This is a genomic window from Chloroflexota bacterium (assembly GCA_015478725.1).
GTDB lineage: Bacteria > Chloroflexota > Limnocylindria > Limnocylindrales > CSP1-4 > C-114.
The window spans coordinates 1-14,864 of record JADMIG010000043.1; the positions used below are offsets into that span (position 1 = coordinate 1).

Annotated in this window: 19 protein-coding genes; all 19 read left to right on the forward strand. The window is 66.6% G+C overall.

What is annotated here, in order from left to right:
- Positions 1 to 10 precede the first annotated feature (10 nt).
- The 19 genes from IVW53_14590 to IVW53_14680 all read left to right on the forward strand — a co-directional run bounded on the left by IVW53_14590 (position 11) and on the right by IVW53_14680 (position 14,842).
- A complete protein-coding gene (locus IVW53_14590; GenBank protein ID MBF6606793.1) occupies positions 11 to 745 on the forward strand; it encodes a hypothetical protein in 735 nt (244 codons plus the stop codon).
- 14 nt (positions 746 to 759) lie between these two features.
- Positions 760 to 1,404: a hypothetical protein gene (locus IVW53_14595; protein ID MBF6606794.1), complete on the forward strand. Its 645-nt coding sequence runs from the start codon at positions 760 to 762 to the stop codon at positions 1,402 to 1,404.
- 18 nt (positions 1,405 to 1,422) lie between these two features.
- A complete protein-coding gene (locus tag IVW53_14600; GenBank protein ID MBF6606795.1) occupies positions 1,423 to 3,408 on the forward strand; it encodes a hypothetical protein in 1,986 nt (661 codons plus the stop codon).
- Positions 3,409 to 3,617: 209 nt separating this feature from the next.
- Positions 3,618 to 3,845: a hypothetical protein gene (locus IVW53_14605; GenBank protein ID MBF6606796.1), complete on the forward strand. Its 228-nt coding sequence runs from the start codon at positions 3,618 to 3,620 to the stop codon at positions 3,843 to 3,845.
- Positions 3,842 to 4,003 carry a hypothetical protein gene (locus tag IVW53_14610; protein ID MBF6606797.1) on the forward strand — a complete coding sequence of 54 codons (162 nt, stop codon included), beginning with the start codon at positions 3,842 to 3,844 and terminating at the stop codon, positions 4,001 to 4,003. Before IVW53_14605 ends, IVW53_14610 begins: the two co-directional genes overlap by 4 nt.
- Positions 4,000 to 4,644, forward strand: a complete 645-nt coding sequence (locus IVW53_14615) for a hypothetical protein (GenBank protein MBF6606798.1) — start codon at positions 4,000 to 4,002, stop codon at positions 4,642 to 4,644. Before IVW53_14610 ends, IVW53_14615 begins: the two co-directional genes overlap by 4 nt.
- A 75-nt stretch (positions 4,645 to 4,719) precedes the next feature.
- A complete protein-coding gene (locus tag IVW53_14620) occupies positions 4,720 to 5,742 on the forward strand; it encodes a phage major capsid protein (GenBank protein MBF6606799.1) in 1,023 nt (340 codons plus the stop codon).
- 39 nt (positions 5,743 to 5,781) lie between these two features.
- Positions 5,782 to 6,186, forward strand: coding sequence for a hypothetical protein (locus IVW53_14625; GenBank protein MBF6606800.1), 405 nt, complete (start codon positions 5,782 to 5,784; stop codon positions 6,184 to 6,186).
- A gap of 4 nt (positions 6,187 to 6,190) precedes the next feature.
- Positions 6,191 to 7,576, forward strand: coding sequence for a phage portal protein (locus tag IVW53_14630; GenBank protein ID MBF6606801.1), 1,386 nt, complete (start codon positions 6,191 to 6,193; stop codon positions 7,574 to 7,576).
- Positions 7,577 to 7,917: 341 nt separating this feature from the next.
- Positions 7,918 to 9,288 (forward strand): hypothetical protein, encoded by a 1,371-nt coding sequence (locus tag IVW53_14635; protein MBF6606802.1) that lies wholly within the window; start codon positions 7,918 to 7,920, stop codon positions 9,286 to 9,288.
- Positions 9,289 to 9,891: 603 nt separating this feature from the next.
- Positions 9,892 to 10,089: a hypothetical protein gene (locus tag IVW53_14640; protein ID MBF6606803.1), complete on the forward strand. Its 198-nt coding sequence runs from the start codon at positions 9,892 to 9,894 to the stop codon at positions 10,087 to 10,089.
- Between the two features lie 193 nt (positions 10,090 to 10,282).
- A complete protein-coding gene (locus tag IVW53_14645) occupies positions 10,283 to 10,729 on the forward strand; it encodes a hypothetical protein (protein ID MBF6606804.1) in 447 nt (148 codons plus the stop codon).
- 495 nt (positions 10,730 to 11,224) lie between these two features.
- A complete protein-coding gene (locus tag IVW53_14650; GenBank protein MBF6606805.1) occupies positions 11,225 to 12,175 on the forward strand; it encodes a tyrosine-type recombinase/integrase in 951 nt (316 codons plus the stop codon).
- The gene (locus tag IVW53_14655) at positions 12,172 to 12,333 is read left to right on the forward strand and encodes a hypothetical protein (GenBank protein MBF6606806.1); all 162 of its coding nucleotides are present in this window, start codon (positions 12,172 to 12,174) and stop codon (positions 12,331 to 12,333) included. The genes IVW53_14650 and IVW53_14655 overlap by 4 nt, the downstream gene beginning before the upstream one ends.
- Before the next feature lie 99 nt (positions 12,334 to 12,432).
- Positions 12,433 to 13,335, forward strand: a complete 903-nt coding sequence (locus IVW53_14660; protein MBF6606807.1) for a helix-turn-helix domain-containing protein — start codon at positions 12,433 to 12,435, stop codon at positions 13,333 to 13,335.
- Entirely contained in the window at positions 13,332 to 13,610 is a 279-nt protein-coding gene (locus IVW53_14665) for a hypothetical protein (GenBank protein MBF6606808.1), read from the forward strand. Before IVW53_14660 ends, IVW53_14665 begins: the two co-directional genes overlap by 4 nt.
- A 221-nt stretch (positions 13,611 to 13,831) precedes the next feature.
- On the forward strand, positions 13,832 to 14,173 hold the full coding sequence (locus IVW53_14670) for a hypothetical protein (protein MBF6606809.1): 342 nt from the start codon (positions 13,832 to 13,834) through the stop codon (positions 14,171 to 14,173).
- Positions 14,174 to 14,190: 17 nt separating this feature from the next.
- Positions 14,191 to 14,415 (forward strand): hypothetical protein, encoded by a 225-nt coding sequence (locus tag IVW53_14675; GenBank protein ID MBF6606810.1) that lies wholly within the window; start codon positions 14,191 to 14,193, stop codon positions 14,413 to 14,415.
- Positions 14,405 to 14,842 (forward strand): hypothetical protein, encoded by a 438-nt coding sequence (locus tag IVW53_14680; GenBank protein MBF6606811.1) that lies wholly within the window; start codon positions 14,405 to 14,407, stop codon positions 14,840 to 14,842. Before IVW53_14675 ends, IVW53_14680 begins: the two co-directional genes overlap by 11 nt.
- Positions 14,843 to 14,864: the final 22 nt, after the last annotated feature.

Genomic DNA, 14,864 nt, shown 5'->3' on the forward strand with positions numbered 1-14,864 from the left:
GAGCACAGCGATGCCCACGGCCACCTGGCGTAGCTACAAGCAGGTCAGCATCGACGGCGTCCTCGGGGAGGTCGCCATCGCCCAGATCTACGTCGGCGTCGTCAACAGCGGCACGACCAAGAACCAGCGCTCACGCGCACTTTTCTCCTTCAACCTCGCCGCCACGCCCGACGAGGGCACGCCACCGACACCCGCCGCACCACTCGTCAGCGCCGACCTCCTCCTCGAGATCAGCGAGATCACCGGCGCCAGCGGCTGGCCCTTCCTCATCCAGCGCATCAGCCGCGACGACTACCGCGGCCACGACACCAACAACCCCTACGGCGCCACCTGGAGCTGGTACGACGCCACACCACCACCAGCTCGCCTCTCCTGGACCAGCCCGGGCGGCGATATCAGCACCCCACCCGCAGACCTCACCGCCTACGGACCCACAGCACTCGGCGCCTACACCGCCCCCGGCCTCCTGCCCTTCGTCCAGGACGCCTACCAGAACCGCCAGAACCGCGTCCACCTCCGCCTGGCGGCCCTCAACGAGAACCCCGCCACCAGCGCCATCTTCGCCTCGTACAAGCTCAGCACGGACGCCCTGCGGCCGGCGCTGACGCTCACCTACGGCGCCGCGTCGACGATCGACCAGCAAGACCCGATACCGCTACCATCAGACCGCCTGACGGCGCCCTCACGCCCCGCCAGCGCCGGCGCGCCCGCGGCGCCCGCCCGACCAGCTCGCCCCAGCCGCTAAACAGGAGCTCCACCATGGCCGCCAACATCTCCGAGATCATCACGAACGTCCGCAAAGACCTCCACGACGAAGACGCCAGCGCCTACCGCTGGACGGACAGCTCGCTCACCCGCCACATCACACGCACCGTCCGCGAGTACTCGATCGCCGCACCACTCGAGCAAAAGAGCACCCTAGCCGCCACGGCCGGCTCACGCGACCTCTCGGTGGCCTCACTCGCCGGCCTGATCAGCATCGAAGCCGTCGAGTGGCCCACGGGCCAGTTCCCGCCGGCGCGCGTCGCCTGGTCACAATGGCAGACGACGATCACCATGGACCTGGTCAACGCGCCTACGGCGCCCGACAACGTCGCCATCTACTGGCTCAAGCCGCACACGCTCGACTCGAGCTCGAGCACGATCCCACCCCACCACGACGAGCTGATCACGGAGGGCGCCGCCGGCTACGCCGCACTCGACTGGACCTCCTACGCGACCAACCGCCTGAACATCGGCTCCGCCGACGTCTGGGGCCGCTACAAGGCCTTCGCCGACGAGCGCCTGCGCCAGTTCCGCCAGGACATCGCCCGCCTCGGCCGCATCAACACGGTACGCCAGCGCCAGCTCTACTCGACCCAAGACCCGCCGTCCGTGTTCGAGCAGCAGCGCGTCAAGTACTGACACCAAGAGGATCAGACGTTGCGGACCATCACACCGGCCCTCCTCGCCGCCCAGAAGGCGGCCAGCTCCCAGCCCTACGTCGACGTCGTCGTCGAGAACCGCATCAGCAACATCGTCCGCCTCGACTTCAGCCAGCTCAACAACACCGCCAACACGATCACCCGCCACGACGCCGCGGCCGCCGCCGACGGATCACTGACCCGCGTCCGCATCGAGTCCGGCACGGTAAAGGCGTCGCGTTCCGCGTCGCCCCAGTCCTCGATCAACTCGATCTGGACCAACCTCCAGACCGGCAAGGGCACACAGATCGCCTGCGCCGCCATCAACACCCGCGTGATCATCGTCTACACACTCAGCGGCGACACCTCAATCGTCTACGTCGAGAGCACCGACAGCGGCGCCACCTTCGGCGCCGAGACCGCCGTCCTCACCGCCGCATCGGCGATCAGCGACCTCGCAGTCGCCTACAAGGACAACACCGGCACCCTGGCGATCGCCTACGCCGAGTCAGCCAAACTCTGGGCGGCGCGCCGCCCGGGCACCGGCACCTTCAACGCCGCCATCCAGCACGGCACGACACCGAGCTCGGTCAACGGCGTCGCCCTCACCTACGTCTTCGATTGGAACGCCGTCGTCACCGGCGTCGAGGCATCGACAATGAAACCGACGGTCTGGACTACGATCTTCGGCGACGGCGTCGACCAGGCGGCCAACACTTGGGGCACCTACGTCGCCCAGCAGCAGGCAGAGTCCGACGCCCAGGTCACCTACAAGGCGCCATCCGTCGCCTACTCCGACCAGTACCGGATGCGCTTCGTCGAGGCCGACGCCTTCACCGGCGGCACGACCCGCACCTGGCGCTCCAACCTGATCAGCGGCCTCTTCTGGCCCGCCGGCCCGTTCGCCTGGCGCACGCCGGCGCCCGTCGATTACGCCGGCGCCGAGGGCCTCGCCCTGGCAGTCGCACCCAACTACGTCTACGAGTCGGCGACAGACCTTGTCGCCTCGGCGCCCCGCGCCCTGGCGTCACTCTCACTCACCACCCGCGTGATCAAGACGGAGATCACCGAGGTCACCGGCGGCCCCGCCACCGGCGACATCCACGGCTACATCGACATCGACAACACCGACGGCGCATTCGCCGGACCGCCGCCGCCGCTTCAACTCGCCAACCTGGTCAAGGTCAGCTGGGGTTACCTGATCGCCGGCGCCGGCGTCACCTCACGCATGGCCGACCTCCAGATCTCCCGCATCGGCTATCGCCGCACCGGCGGCGTCTCCGTCATCCGCCTCCAACTCACCGGAGGCTGGGACCAGCTCGCACGCGACCGCCAGCGCACCGGCATCTTCCACCAGGCCGGCATCGACTCCTACACCACGATCCTCACCCGCCTCTTCGCCCGCGCCGGCATCTCACTCTCCACCGCCGGCGCAAGCAGCCGCCTCTCATCAGTCAAACCGGCCTTCACCGTGGCGCCGCAGACCTCAGCCCGGACCGCCCTCCAACAGGCACTCGCCTTCGTCGCAGACCGCGTCTTCATGTCGACGAGCGCCACAGCCCGCCTGCGCGAGCCACTCGCCGGCGACGCCTCCGTCTACACCTTCGGCACCGACCACCCGACCTACGAGGCGCAGCTAGACCAGGTCGTCACGCCGGCGTCACAGGCCGCCGCCGTCGGCGCCGCCGCCTACGGAGAGGCGATCGACTTCACCAACGCCCAGGCCTACATCGGCACCCGTGAACTGATCCGAGACGTCACCAGCTCGACGGGCGCCGCGGCCGCCGCCACGGCCGCAGCTCATCTCCGCACCACACAGCTCGACCAACCCGGCGGGCAGCTGCTGGCGCCGCCCGCCTGCGGCCTCGAGCTCCTCGACGTCGTCGACATCACAGACCCCCTGGTCCAACCGACGCCCGTCCTCCGCCGCATCCGCCAGATCCGCTGGCGCTACGACCAGCTCGCCGGCGTCTACGACCAGCTCCTCACCCTCGGCGCCGTATGACCACCCAGTCAGCGCGCCAATGCGCAATCCACGGCCTCACACTACACACGCTCTCCGCCGGCGCCTGGATCTGCGACTGCGGCCGCACCGGCACGCAACCCGCGTACGCACAGCCACGACCAGGCGACGGACAGACCGACGATCCAGCAGCCACCTCGACGAGCTGCGAAGGAGCCAAACGCCGGCGACGAAAGGAACGAGGCCGCCACATGACCACACAAGCAAGCGAAACCCACACCGGCATCATCAAGGCCTGGGACAGCACCACCTGGACCGCCACCGTGCAACTCACAGGATCCCTAACACTGTGGCTACGCAACATCGCCACATCACGCGGCATCCCATCCGCCGAGATGGTTGTCGGCCGCAAGGTCGCGGTGCTATTGTTCGAGCCTACCAACCCCACAGACGCGGTGATCATAGCGGTGTACACATGACACGAGAGAACATCCGCCGCGCAGCCATCGCCCTAGCCGCCATCAACACCATCGCAATCACCTACTGGATTTACGCCGGCGCGACCAGCGCCACCGGCATCGCCGCATTCGCGCTCGCGTTCGCCTGCATCGGCACAGCATGGGAACTCACAGAATGACCCAGACGATGACCGCCGCATACGTAAACGCCCTCAGCGAGCAGGCCGCAACCGACCACGGGCGACCGGTGGTGACCTACGGCGGAATGCGGCTGATCGACGTGCGAAACGACTTCCCAACCGTACAAGTGGGACGCACCATGGCGCCGCGCGATCCCGCCCTACTCCAGTTCGTCAGCCAGCACCACGACGCCGCGTTCTACCCCGACGACCCCCTACCAGGCGACGACTTCGACGCAGAGATGCAACGGATGGACACGGTATGGCGCCTCCACCGATTCACCAACGGATGGGGCGGCATCGGCTACCACACATACGGCTTTCCGTCCGGCAGGCTCTACCTGGTGGGAAGCTACGAGACCCAGCGCGCCAGCGTCGCCAACCGTAACCACCTCACGATCGGCCATTGCAGCGCCGGCTTATTCATGGGCAAGACACTACCACCGCTCGGGACGCAGCTCGTCGCGGCGATGGCGTCGATCGCAGCCTGGACGTACGCCCGTCGCATGCTGGCGGTCATCTCGCACCACGACGCCGCCGACGCACAGAACCCAACGGTCTGCTGCGGCGACACGCGCGATCAATGGGTTCCGAGAATCCCACAGACAATCATCGCGATCGCCCAAAAGCTCAACCCCTAGACACCATCACGCACCCACACGTAGAATCCCGGCGACGGCTAGCGCACCGCGCACGCCACAGCGAAAGGAATCGACGTGCTGTACGCAACGATCGCCATCATCGCGCTCATCGTCATCGCGCCCGCGTTGCCGGCGATCGCCGGCGCGATCCGCGCAGGACGCCAATGGCCCGCGCTCGGCGACATTACAGGCGAATTCGGCGCACTCTCACTCGCCGAGGCGGCAAAACTCAGCAACGACGTAGTCCTCCAGGGCGTCTACGAAAGCATCATCAACACATCCGACATCTCCGGCGTCCTCCCATACTTCGAGATGCAGGGAAACGCACTCACATACAACCGCGAAAACGCAGCCGCGACCGTCGCGTGGCGCGCCGTCGGCGACGTCTGGACGGAAGACGTACCGACCTACACACAGATCACAACGCAGCTCGCGATCGTCGGCGGCGACGCCGACGTCGACAAATACATCCAGACGAGCCGAAGCAACATCCAGGACATCCGCGCCACCGTCATCATGGGCAAGGCCCAGGCGCTCGCCCGCGAGTGGGACGACAAGATCATCAACGGCTCCGGCGCAGCCAACCAGCCAACCGGCATCAAAAACCTGATCGTCTCCGGCCAAACCCTGACGAACGGCGCGAACGGCGCCACACTCACACTCGACATCCTCGACATACTGATCGACCAGGTGAAGGGCGGCACACCCGACCTCCTGCTCATGAGCAGACGGGCGCGACGCAGCATCAACAAACTCTTCCGCGCAAGCGGCGCATCGGTCGAAACACGCCAAGCATTCGGGCGCTTCATCCAGACCTACAACGGAATCCCGATCATGATCAGCGACTACATCCCGACGAACGAGACCGTCGGCACATCGACCGACTGCGAACGCATCTACGCCCTCACACTCGGCGAGGAAAACGGCGGCATCGCAGCGCCGTACACCCCCGGGCCGAACGGCGAGATCATCCAGCTCGACGACATCGGCACACTCGAGACCAAGGACGCGACCCGCATGCGCGTCAAGGCCTACGTCACCCTCGCGATGTTCGGCACGCTCAAGTGCGCCATGACCACCGGAATCCGCCCCGCGTAAGCCAAGCGCACGGGTCGAAGCAGAGACAGGAGCGACACCATGGCCGAGATCGACGACGACCAGCTCGACACCCTGAACGCGCACGCCGCAGCCGCCGCCAGCGCAGCGGCCGCGGCCGAAGCAGCGGCGGAGCAGCTCGCGCAAGGCGTCGCGAAGTACCGCGCCGCCATCGCCAGCCACAACCCCGACATCCCAGCCGAAGCCATCACCGGCGACACGTTCGACGCGGTCGACGCGTCGGCGGCCCTCGCGCGAACGATCGCCGACGCCGCGGTCGCAGCACACACGCCAGCGAACACACCGGCCCCGACGCCACCGGCCGCACCCGCCGTACCCGCCGGCGGCGCAGCCACACGCGACGACCCAGCCGACACATCGGCGATGAGCGCACACGCCAAGATCCAATACGGCCTCGAACACCGCCAGCGCATCACCGGCAAGTAGGCACGTGCCGCCGATCGACGACCTGCCGAAGAAACTCCGCAACCGCGACTCAGCGCGCAGGCGCCGCTACGACGAGAACCTGCAATTCTATCGCGGCGCCCAATGGAACCTCACACCCACCCAAGCGACGCTCAACCGCCGCGGCCGGCGCCAGCAGACGTACAACTACGTACGCACGTTCATCACCAAGAGCGCGAGCTACACCATGAACGGCATGCACTCGGTCGTCGACGAGCAAGACCAGACGCCGCACGCAATAAACGCCGCAAACGCAGCAATGACAGCATTACGACAGGTCGCGGACCAGAACGGACTCCCCGCACTCGACTTCGATACTGAACTCGATTGCTCCGTCCTCGGCGACGCCGCATACAAGGTCACCTGGGACACCACCGCCGGACGCGTACGCGTCACGGCGCCGGACATCACCGGCGTACACGCATGGCGCAGACCCGACGACACAGCCGAAATCTGGCGCGTCGCACAGCGATACACGCTGCCAGCCGACGACGCCGCCACCCTCTACGACATCACGTCGACGCGACGCGAACCCGAGATCATCGAGGAGTGGACAACCGACGCATTCCGCCTCTGGGTCGACGGCACACTCACGACCGACGCACCCAACCCGTACGGCTTCATCCCCTACATCATCTACCCGAACATCCGAGAGCCGAAGGACACCTGGGGCACATCCGACATCCCCGCATTGCGCGAGGCGGCACAGGAACTGAACCGCGTCATGACCCAGCTGTCGCTCATCGCAGAGCTCAGCGGCGCACCGATCACCGTGCTAGAAGGCATCACCGAATCCACCGACATCGGCATCACACCCGGCGCAGTCTGGGAGCTGCCACCCGCATCCAAGGCCTACCTCCTCGACCTCCTGTCAGGCGGCGGCGCACGCGTCGTCCTCGACTACGCGCAGCTCGTGCGCAGCACACTCCACGACCTGGGCGAATCACCACGCTCGGCATTCGGAGACAACACCCGCGGCCTATCCGGCGTCGCCCTCAACGTCGAGCTCGACCCACTGGTCAAGAAAACACAGCGAAAGCGCATCATACGCGAACGCGCATTCCGCGAACGCGACGCCATGATCCTCGCCCTCCTCGGCAAATACGCGCAGCTCGACGCGGCAGCCGCAGCGCACCCAACACGCATCGACTGGGGCGACGTACTCCCGAACGACCGCAGCCGCGAGATCGCCGACACAGCAGTCCTCGTGAACACCGGCGCCTGGACCCGCAAGCGCGCGTCCGCCGCCTTCGACGTCGACGACCCACAAGCGGAATTCGCCGCCTGGCTCGAAGAAGCCGAGAGCATGGCAGGCATCCAGCCACGCAACACACCCACAGCCGCCAAACCGCCGGCGGCGCACCTCACCTAACGACGGCGCCCCGCGGACCGGCTAACCCCGTTCGTAGCACGCGCCAAGGCGCGCGCTACATCACTCGGCTCGTGAAGCTCTAACCTGCTAACACCGCCCCCACCCAGCCGCGCGCCGCGAGACAGCGCGGAGCCACCAGGCACCCACAGGGCGCGCGGTCGCGCCCAACGCCCGCTCCCATCCTTCAGCTCGAGGCAGCGCCGCGCGCACGGCGCCCCCCCTAACCACGCACCTCCAGCGCACGCACGATTCAGGGGGAGCGGCCGCGGGCACTCTGCGTGGGGGCTACATTCCGCGCGCCCGACGCGCCAGGCCGTCGGAACGAATAGAATCGGCGCAGCATGGAATCGTCCCCGCCAACGCGAACCCCACGTCCGCCCACGCTGCGCCCCTACCAGCTCGCGCCCATCAAGGCCATCATCGAGAGCATCCGCACCCGAGCCGGGCGAACATTCGTGGTCGAGATCGCCCGCCAGGGCGGCAAGAACGAGATGCAATCACGCCTGGAAGCACTCCTCCTCACGGCACACCGCCACAACGGCGGCGCCATCGTCAAGACCGCACCAACCCTCGAACCACAACTCCGCACATCCTTCCACCGCCTCGCCGACTACCTCACCGCGGACGGCATCCCACACCACTCAGCCTGGCCACAACTGTCCGTCGGCCGAGCACTGATCGACATGCGCAGCGCAGAACCATCGGCCAACGTCGCCGGCGCCACCGCATCACTCCTCCTCGAGGTCGACGAAGCCCAGGACGTGACCACCGACACCTACCAACGCCGCTTCCGGCCGATGGCCTCCACAACCAACGCCACAACCCTACTCTGCGGCACAGCATGGCAAGACGACGACCTGCTACAAACCACGATCGCCGCCAACCGCGACGCGGAACACACAGACGGAATCCGCCGCAATTTCCTGTACAACGCCCGCGAGGTAAGCCTGTACAACGAACAATACGCAGCATTCGTCGCCGGGGAACGGGCACGCCTAGGCCCAGACCATCCACTGGTCACAACGGAATACGACCTCATACCACTCGCCGGCGAGGGCCGTCTCTTCACCGGCGCACAACTCGCACAGCTCCAGGGACCACACACCGCACTCACCAGCCCGGTCATCGGCGATCGCTACATCGCCGGACTGGACCTCGGCGGCGAGGACACCGGCGCCACGCGTCGCAACGACCGCACGGTCCTCACCATCGCACGCCTGGCGGCGCCAGACGCCGCCCAACGGGCAGCCGGCATCACACCAGCGGAAGTCGTGCACCACCACGCCACCCGCGGCCAGAAGCACGCCGAAGCCATACCCCAGCTCGCAGCGATCGCGCAGCTGTGGAACATCGGCGCGCTCACAGTCGACGCCACAGGCATCGGCGAGGCGACCGCCGGCATGCTCCGCGCCTCATTACCACGCTGCGCAATCGAAGCCTTCAAATTCACCCAGGCATCAAAGAGCGCACTGGCCTTCGAGCTCATCGCCGCCGTCAACACAGGCGCAATCCGCCTCTACGCCAGCGACGCGTCCAACGAGTGGCGCACCTGCAAGCACGAACTCGAACAGGCCCGAAAAGAAACACGGCCCAACAAGACCCTCAACATGTACGTCCCAGAGAACATCGGCAACGACGACTACCTGATATCTCTCGCACTCACCGCACACACCGCAGCAATTAACCCACCAAGGCGCGCCATCGGACACTAAGAACACGGGCCTCACCGGTGCGCGTGTTCTTCGCACAACCGCCATCGCCAAGGGGCGCCATGTAGCACCGCGTCGTTGAGCGGCGGCACTACAGGCGCAGAGCGGCACAACCACGCACCAGCCAACGCCACTCACCTCGGGGAACCGGAACGGCGTAGAGCTAAATAATCCGCCACCGGCGGAACCCCGCCGTCCCACTCCTTCCCCCACCCCCCGTCCGCGCGGTCGAACCCGCGCTGCGCCGCACCCACGGCGCCCCCAGCCCTTCGCGGGCGGCGCGTCAGACCCGCGCGGACAAGCCGCGCGGGTCGGCGGAAAGCGCCCCCGCGGGCGCCCGTCTGCCCATTGTCGCACCGGGTCAGCCGCGACCCATGCGCCGCGCGGGGCGCCGCAGGGGCCCCGGCCTCACGGCAAGGTGTCAAGCGGCCCAAAAACTTACGGGCGGTCAAGCCCGCCCTTGCTTCGCAAACTTTTTGGTCTATTCGCTTGACACCTTGCCGCGCCCGGCGCACCAACGGGCTGTCGTGCGGCGGCGGGGGGCACGCCCTCTTTCTTCCGCTTCGCGGGCCCGGCCAGGCGGCCGTCACTCCGAGGAGAACACCAGTGCAGACCCCAAAGACCCACTACTACTACCCGGGCAACATCGGCCACGGCAAGCGCACCACGTGCGGCATCACGCACTCGGCGGAGCGGGAGCGCCCTGGCCGGCCGTACGAGCAGCCCACGTGCCGGCGCTGCCGCCACATCGAGCACGCATGGGAAATCCGCGAAATGCTCCGCGACCTAGGCCCGGCAAAGTGACCCGCGCGGCCGCCATCCGCCACCTCGCAATCCCGGGCGGCGGCCGCCCGGGCATCGGTCAGAGCCGGTGCGGAGCACCATTGAGAATCGAGGCACACGCATATAGCACAACACCACACGCGCCCATATGCGACGCATGCGCAATCCACCTACACCGCGCCAGGCACGCGCGCTAAGACCAGGAGAACACCAAGTGGCATTCGAACCGTTCAGCATTGACATCAGCCTCGATCCCAACGGCGAGCCCACGTCCATCATGGTGCACGTCCGCGCCGAGACATCGGACAAATGGGCGCAGAACCTACGCGCCGCAGGCGAAATCAATCCCGCCGTCGGCCGCGCCCTGGCCGCACTCGGCGGCGTCGGCGCCACAATCTCGGAGCGCATCGCAGCCAACGACCGAGCCGTCGCGCACGAGCGGCACACCGCCGCCCAGGCACAACGACAGCAACCCACGCCCATCACCACCGCGAAGCCGGCCCCGACCCAGGAGGAGCCCGTGCCCACATGCCCCACGCACGGGACATCGAAATGGTCGAAGTTCAACGGCGGCCTCTATTGCCCCAAGAAGCAGGGAGACGCCTACTGCGGTTGGAAGCACGACTGCTCCGCCGCATGCACACACGCAGCCGCGGCGTAACAACCTCGCAGGAGCAAGACCACCAGACACAGCGGATAGGCCCGGGCGGAACCACCGACCCGGGCCTATCCACGCTCAACACCAACCCACGGTACGCCAGGAGAACACAAAGCGCCGTGCGTCGCAGCCGATCATACGAGAACGCACCAACGACCGGCCAGCTCGCAGACTCGCACGGTTACCCCCAGTCTCCGGAGCTGGAAGCACAGGTTCGAGTCCTGTCGGGGGTACCAAGCAGCGGCCGGCCGCGCGGCCGGCGCCGGCTATCGACGGAGAACCGCCGCACGCCCTCCCTGCGCCGCGCCTCGCGTTGGTTTAGCAACCGGCGCCGGCCGTCGGCCCGGCCGCTGTAAACATCGGCAGGCGCCCCCGTTGACATTAGACCCGCGACAGCATTAAGCTCCGCTCGCTAAACCAACCCGAACGGCGCGAGCGAGAGGAGCCGAACCCCTTGTCACCCCAGATCAACCACAGCCGCGGACACGGCTAGACACCGTGCCCCCACGGCAACTCGCATTCTGGCCGGAGCAGCTCGCGCCGCAGCCAGCCGCCGCCACCTCACAGACCGTCGAGGCAACGGAAGTGTTCCTCCGAGCACGCGACATCAAGAACTCAACACGCGAGCATTACCGCGAGACATTCCGCCGCCTGGCCGCATTCTCGCCGGCGCTGCCAGCAACCGCACTCGACCTCGAGGTATTCCTGGCGGCGCAGCACGTCGCGCCACACACCCGCGACGGCTATTACCGCGACCTACACGCCTTCTACGCCTGGGCAGCCCGCCGCTTGCACGTGCCGGACGCCGCCCAAGACCTGACGCGAACACGCCTGGCACGGCCGCTGCCAAAGGTCCTCACACGCACCGAAGTAGTGGCATTACTGAGACGCACCACCGACAGACGCGACCGCGCAATTATCGCATTCGCACTCGACACCGGGGCGCGATTGCACGAACTCGCAGGCGTACGGCGCTCAGACATCGACATCACCGCCGACCTCGACAAGGACCCGCACCACGAAGTGCGACTACGCGGATCACACCACACACCGGACGACTGGCGCAGCAAGACCGGGCCGCGAATCGTGCCACTGAGCCAACCAGCCGCCGCATTACTCACAGGGATAGGCGACGGCGACCACCTATGGATCTCACGCGCCCGGCGCACCGCCGGCCAACCACTCACAAACACAGGCATACAAACAATCATCAAACGCGCCACACACGCAGCACTCGGCCGGCCAATCGGGCCGCACACATTACGCCACACATTCGCCACGCTCTACCTACGCGCAGGGGGCGACCTCGAAAGCCTACGCCGCATCCTGGGACACAGCGACGTAGCGACGACACTGATCTACCTACACCTAGTCACAGCCGACCTCGCCGAAAAGCACGCGCGATTCACCCCACTCGCCAACTGGGAACGAGAGGAGGTGAACAAATGACGCGACGAGAATCCGCGCGCCGCGCGAACGAAGCGCTCCGCGCCAACATGAAACGGCGGAAACCGGGCGACACCAGGAAGACACCCGGCGAAGCGGCGGCGACCAAAGCGCCGACCAGCGGCAAGGAGAAGAACGCGAAAGGAGGAACGAAGAACTAAGACCAAGGGAACGGCCCGCGTCCGCGCGGGCCGGCGACGCGGCCACGAGAAGGCGACCGCCGCGCCGAACCGCGCGGACGCACACAACGAGGTACCACGATGAGCATCGAAGCATCCCGGCAAGTCTGGCGGGCAAGAGGCCTCACCCGCACAACCAAAATGGTCCTGCTCAAGCTCGCCGACCACGCAGACCCCTCAGGAGCGAACGCCTATCCATCCGTCGCGCGAATCGCGGCGGAATGCGCCACAAGCACCCGCACGGTACAGCGCGCGCTTCGCGAGCTCGTCGACAACGGCTACGCCCGGATCACCGCACGCGAAGACGCCCGGACACACAAACCACGCACCTACCAGATCACCACCGACGCGCAAACGTCACCCGCGACACCAACGCCCAGGAAGGGCGACAACACCACCACCCCCCGGGCGACACCAGCGACACCCAGATCCGTACAGATCAACCACCAAGACAACCACCAAGACGACGACGCGAGAGAACAGGAACGGAGAACCTGGGAAGCGCACGAGGCGACGTTCGGCGCTCCGCCAGGGAAGCGGGACGCCGACGAGCTCGCGGAATACACGCGCACCCACGGCGCCGACGCGGTGGTCGCCGCCTACAAACGAGCCGCCATTTACGGCGCCGAAGGCTGGCCATACATCCGGGCGATCCTCAACAACACCACACGCGAACGGCGGAGCGAAGCCAAGAAAGCGACACGCTCATACTTCACCGGGACATACGGCGCACGCCTCGCCGCCATCGACGCCGCCCATGACCTCACCGAACCATGCGCGCATTGCGGACAAGAGACCGCGACGCAGGAAAGCATCGCATGGCCAGACGGCATGTGGTGCCGGACATGCGCCACACGAGCCGCACAGGCGGAACTCAAGCAACTGAAGCGCGACGCGGAACGCGCACGAGCGACAGAACACGAGAAGGCAGAACGCTGGATCACCGACCAACTCGGGATCCCACCCGCAGAGGGAGCAGCATGAAGACCGCAGCGCGCAACTGGCTCCAACGACTCACGACCCGGACAACCACCGCCGACGAAGAACAGGACACCCGCCGGCGACGCCTCACCGCGATCGCGCGCACCCTCACCGCGCCGCCGCCACCCGACATCAAAAAACAAACCCTCATCACCGCGGCGCAACGCTACGCGCGACAGACAAACCACGCATTGAGCACGACCCTGGCGAAATTAACCATCGACGCCCTCGACGCCGAACACCTCACACAAAAGCAAAAGGCAGACCGAGACGTATAGAATGCGCCATGCTCGGAATCCTGAGACGCAGAGACCCAAACGCGACGGAGCTACTGGCCTACGCGATGAGCCGGCGCGACTACCGCGCGGCAGCCGTCCTGCTATGCGCCGGCGCCCTGGAAACGGTGAGCGACATCAACGCCACACAGGCGCAGCCAGACAAAGACAACACAGCCGCCCTGGCCCTCCAGAGAATCCGCACATAGACCGGAGCCGAGCGGATGCCCAAACGACAACGCGGAGCGCAGCCAGGCAACAGCAACGCCAGGCGCCACGGCTACTACAGCTCGGCCCTCAGCCCAGCCATGCGCAACGCCTACCGGCGAGCGAAGGATCTGGACGACACCGGCCTAAGACTGGAGATCCGCCTGGCCCGCGCGCGGATCCACGAACTCCTCGCCATCGAGCCAGAGAACACCGACATCCTGGAAAAGATGCTAGGCACCATGACCCGCATGATCGCCGTGAACTTCAAACTCACCCACAACGAAGAACGCGAATTCGGAACAGCAATGCAGGAACTCCTGGCCGAACTCATGCCAACGGAAAGGATCAGCAGATGACAACGCTACCATTACAGGTGTTCTACGCCCTGGCTGCACTCGCCGCCGTCGCCCTCATCGGCACAATCACACTCAGCGCCGTTGGAGCGACGCAACCCGACGTACTGCAGTGGACCGTGGTATCGATCGTCGCGGCAGCCACAGGCGGCGGCCTCGTGCAGGGCGCGCATACGACATCGACGAAGCGCGCGGCTGAGATCTCCGCCGCATACCAGGGCGACGACACGAAACGTGTGGTCTGAACCCCTCACCACCACGATCAGCGCCATCCCGACCGACGACGAGAACACCGCCGCCTACGACGCACTCGTCTACGACGGCGACCTCAACCCCATCGCAACCGTCCGCTGCGAGTGCAACACCACCGCCCGCACCGGCTTCTTCGGCGAGATGCGCATCATCAAACCCGGTGGCGGCCCCAAGCAGACGCACCGCGCCCTCATCCTCCTCACGAGAGCCAGCCTGATCCACGCCGCCACCCTCGGCGTCCAGAAGGTGACGACCCGCACATCCCGCCACACGCTCGCCTTCACGCTCCGCGCATCCGCCCAACACGGCATCCCGATCGCCACAAACACGCCCGGCGAATTCCACCTCGTGCACGGCGAGCTGGCGCCGATCCAGACACACCTCCTAGAGCACAGCGATGCCCACGGCCACCTGGCGTAGCTACAAGCAGGTCAGCATCGAC

Bases quoted from the DNA above. Each gene is read 5' to 3' on its own strand.
- IVW53_14595 (MBF6606794.1), top strand. From the start codon at position 760: ATGGCCGCCAACATCTCCGAGATCATCACGAACGTCCGCAAAGACCTC.
- IVW53_14660 (MBF6606807.1), top strand. From the start codon at position 12,433: ATGAGCATCGAAGCATCCCGGCAAGTCTGGCGGGCAAGAGGCCTCACC.
- IVW53_14610 (MBF6606797.1), top strand. From the start codon at position 3,842: ATGACACGAGAGAACATCCGCCGCGCAGCCATCGCCCTAGCCGCCATC.
- IVW53_14615 (MBF6606798.1), top strand. From the start codon at position 4,000: ATGACCCAGACGATGACCGCCGCATACGTAAACGCCCTCAGCGAGCAG.
- IVW53_14665 (MBF6606808.1), top strand. From the start codon at position 13,332: ATGAAGACCGCAGCGCGCAACTGGCTCCAACGACTCACGACCCGGACA.
- IVW53_14625 (MBF6606800.1), top strand. From the start codon at position 5,782: ATGGCCGAGATCGACGACGACCAGCTCGACACCCTGAACGCGCACGCC.
- IVW53_14590 (MBF6606793.1), top strand. From the start codon at position 11: ATGCCCACGGCCACCTGGCGTAGCTACAAGCAGGTCAGCATCGACGGC.
- IVW53_14605 (MBF6606796.1), top strand. From the start codon at position 3,618: ATGACCACACAAGCAAGCGAAACCCACACCGGCATCATCAAGGCCTGG.
- IVW53_14670 (MBF6606809.1), top strand. From the start codon at position 13,832: ATGCCCAAACGACAACGCGGAGCGCAGCCAGGCAACAGCAACGCCAGG.
- IVW53_14655 (MBF6606806.1), top strand. From the start codon at position 12,172: ATGACGCGACGAGAATCCGCGCGCCGCGCGAACGAAGCGCTCCGCGCC.
- IVW53_14635 (MBF6606802.1), top strand. From the start codon at position 7,918: ATGGAATCGTCCCCGCCAACGCGAACCCCACGTCCGCCCACGCTGCGC.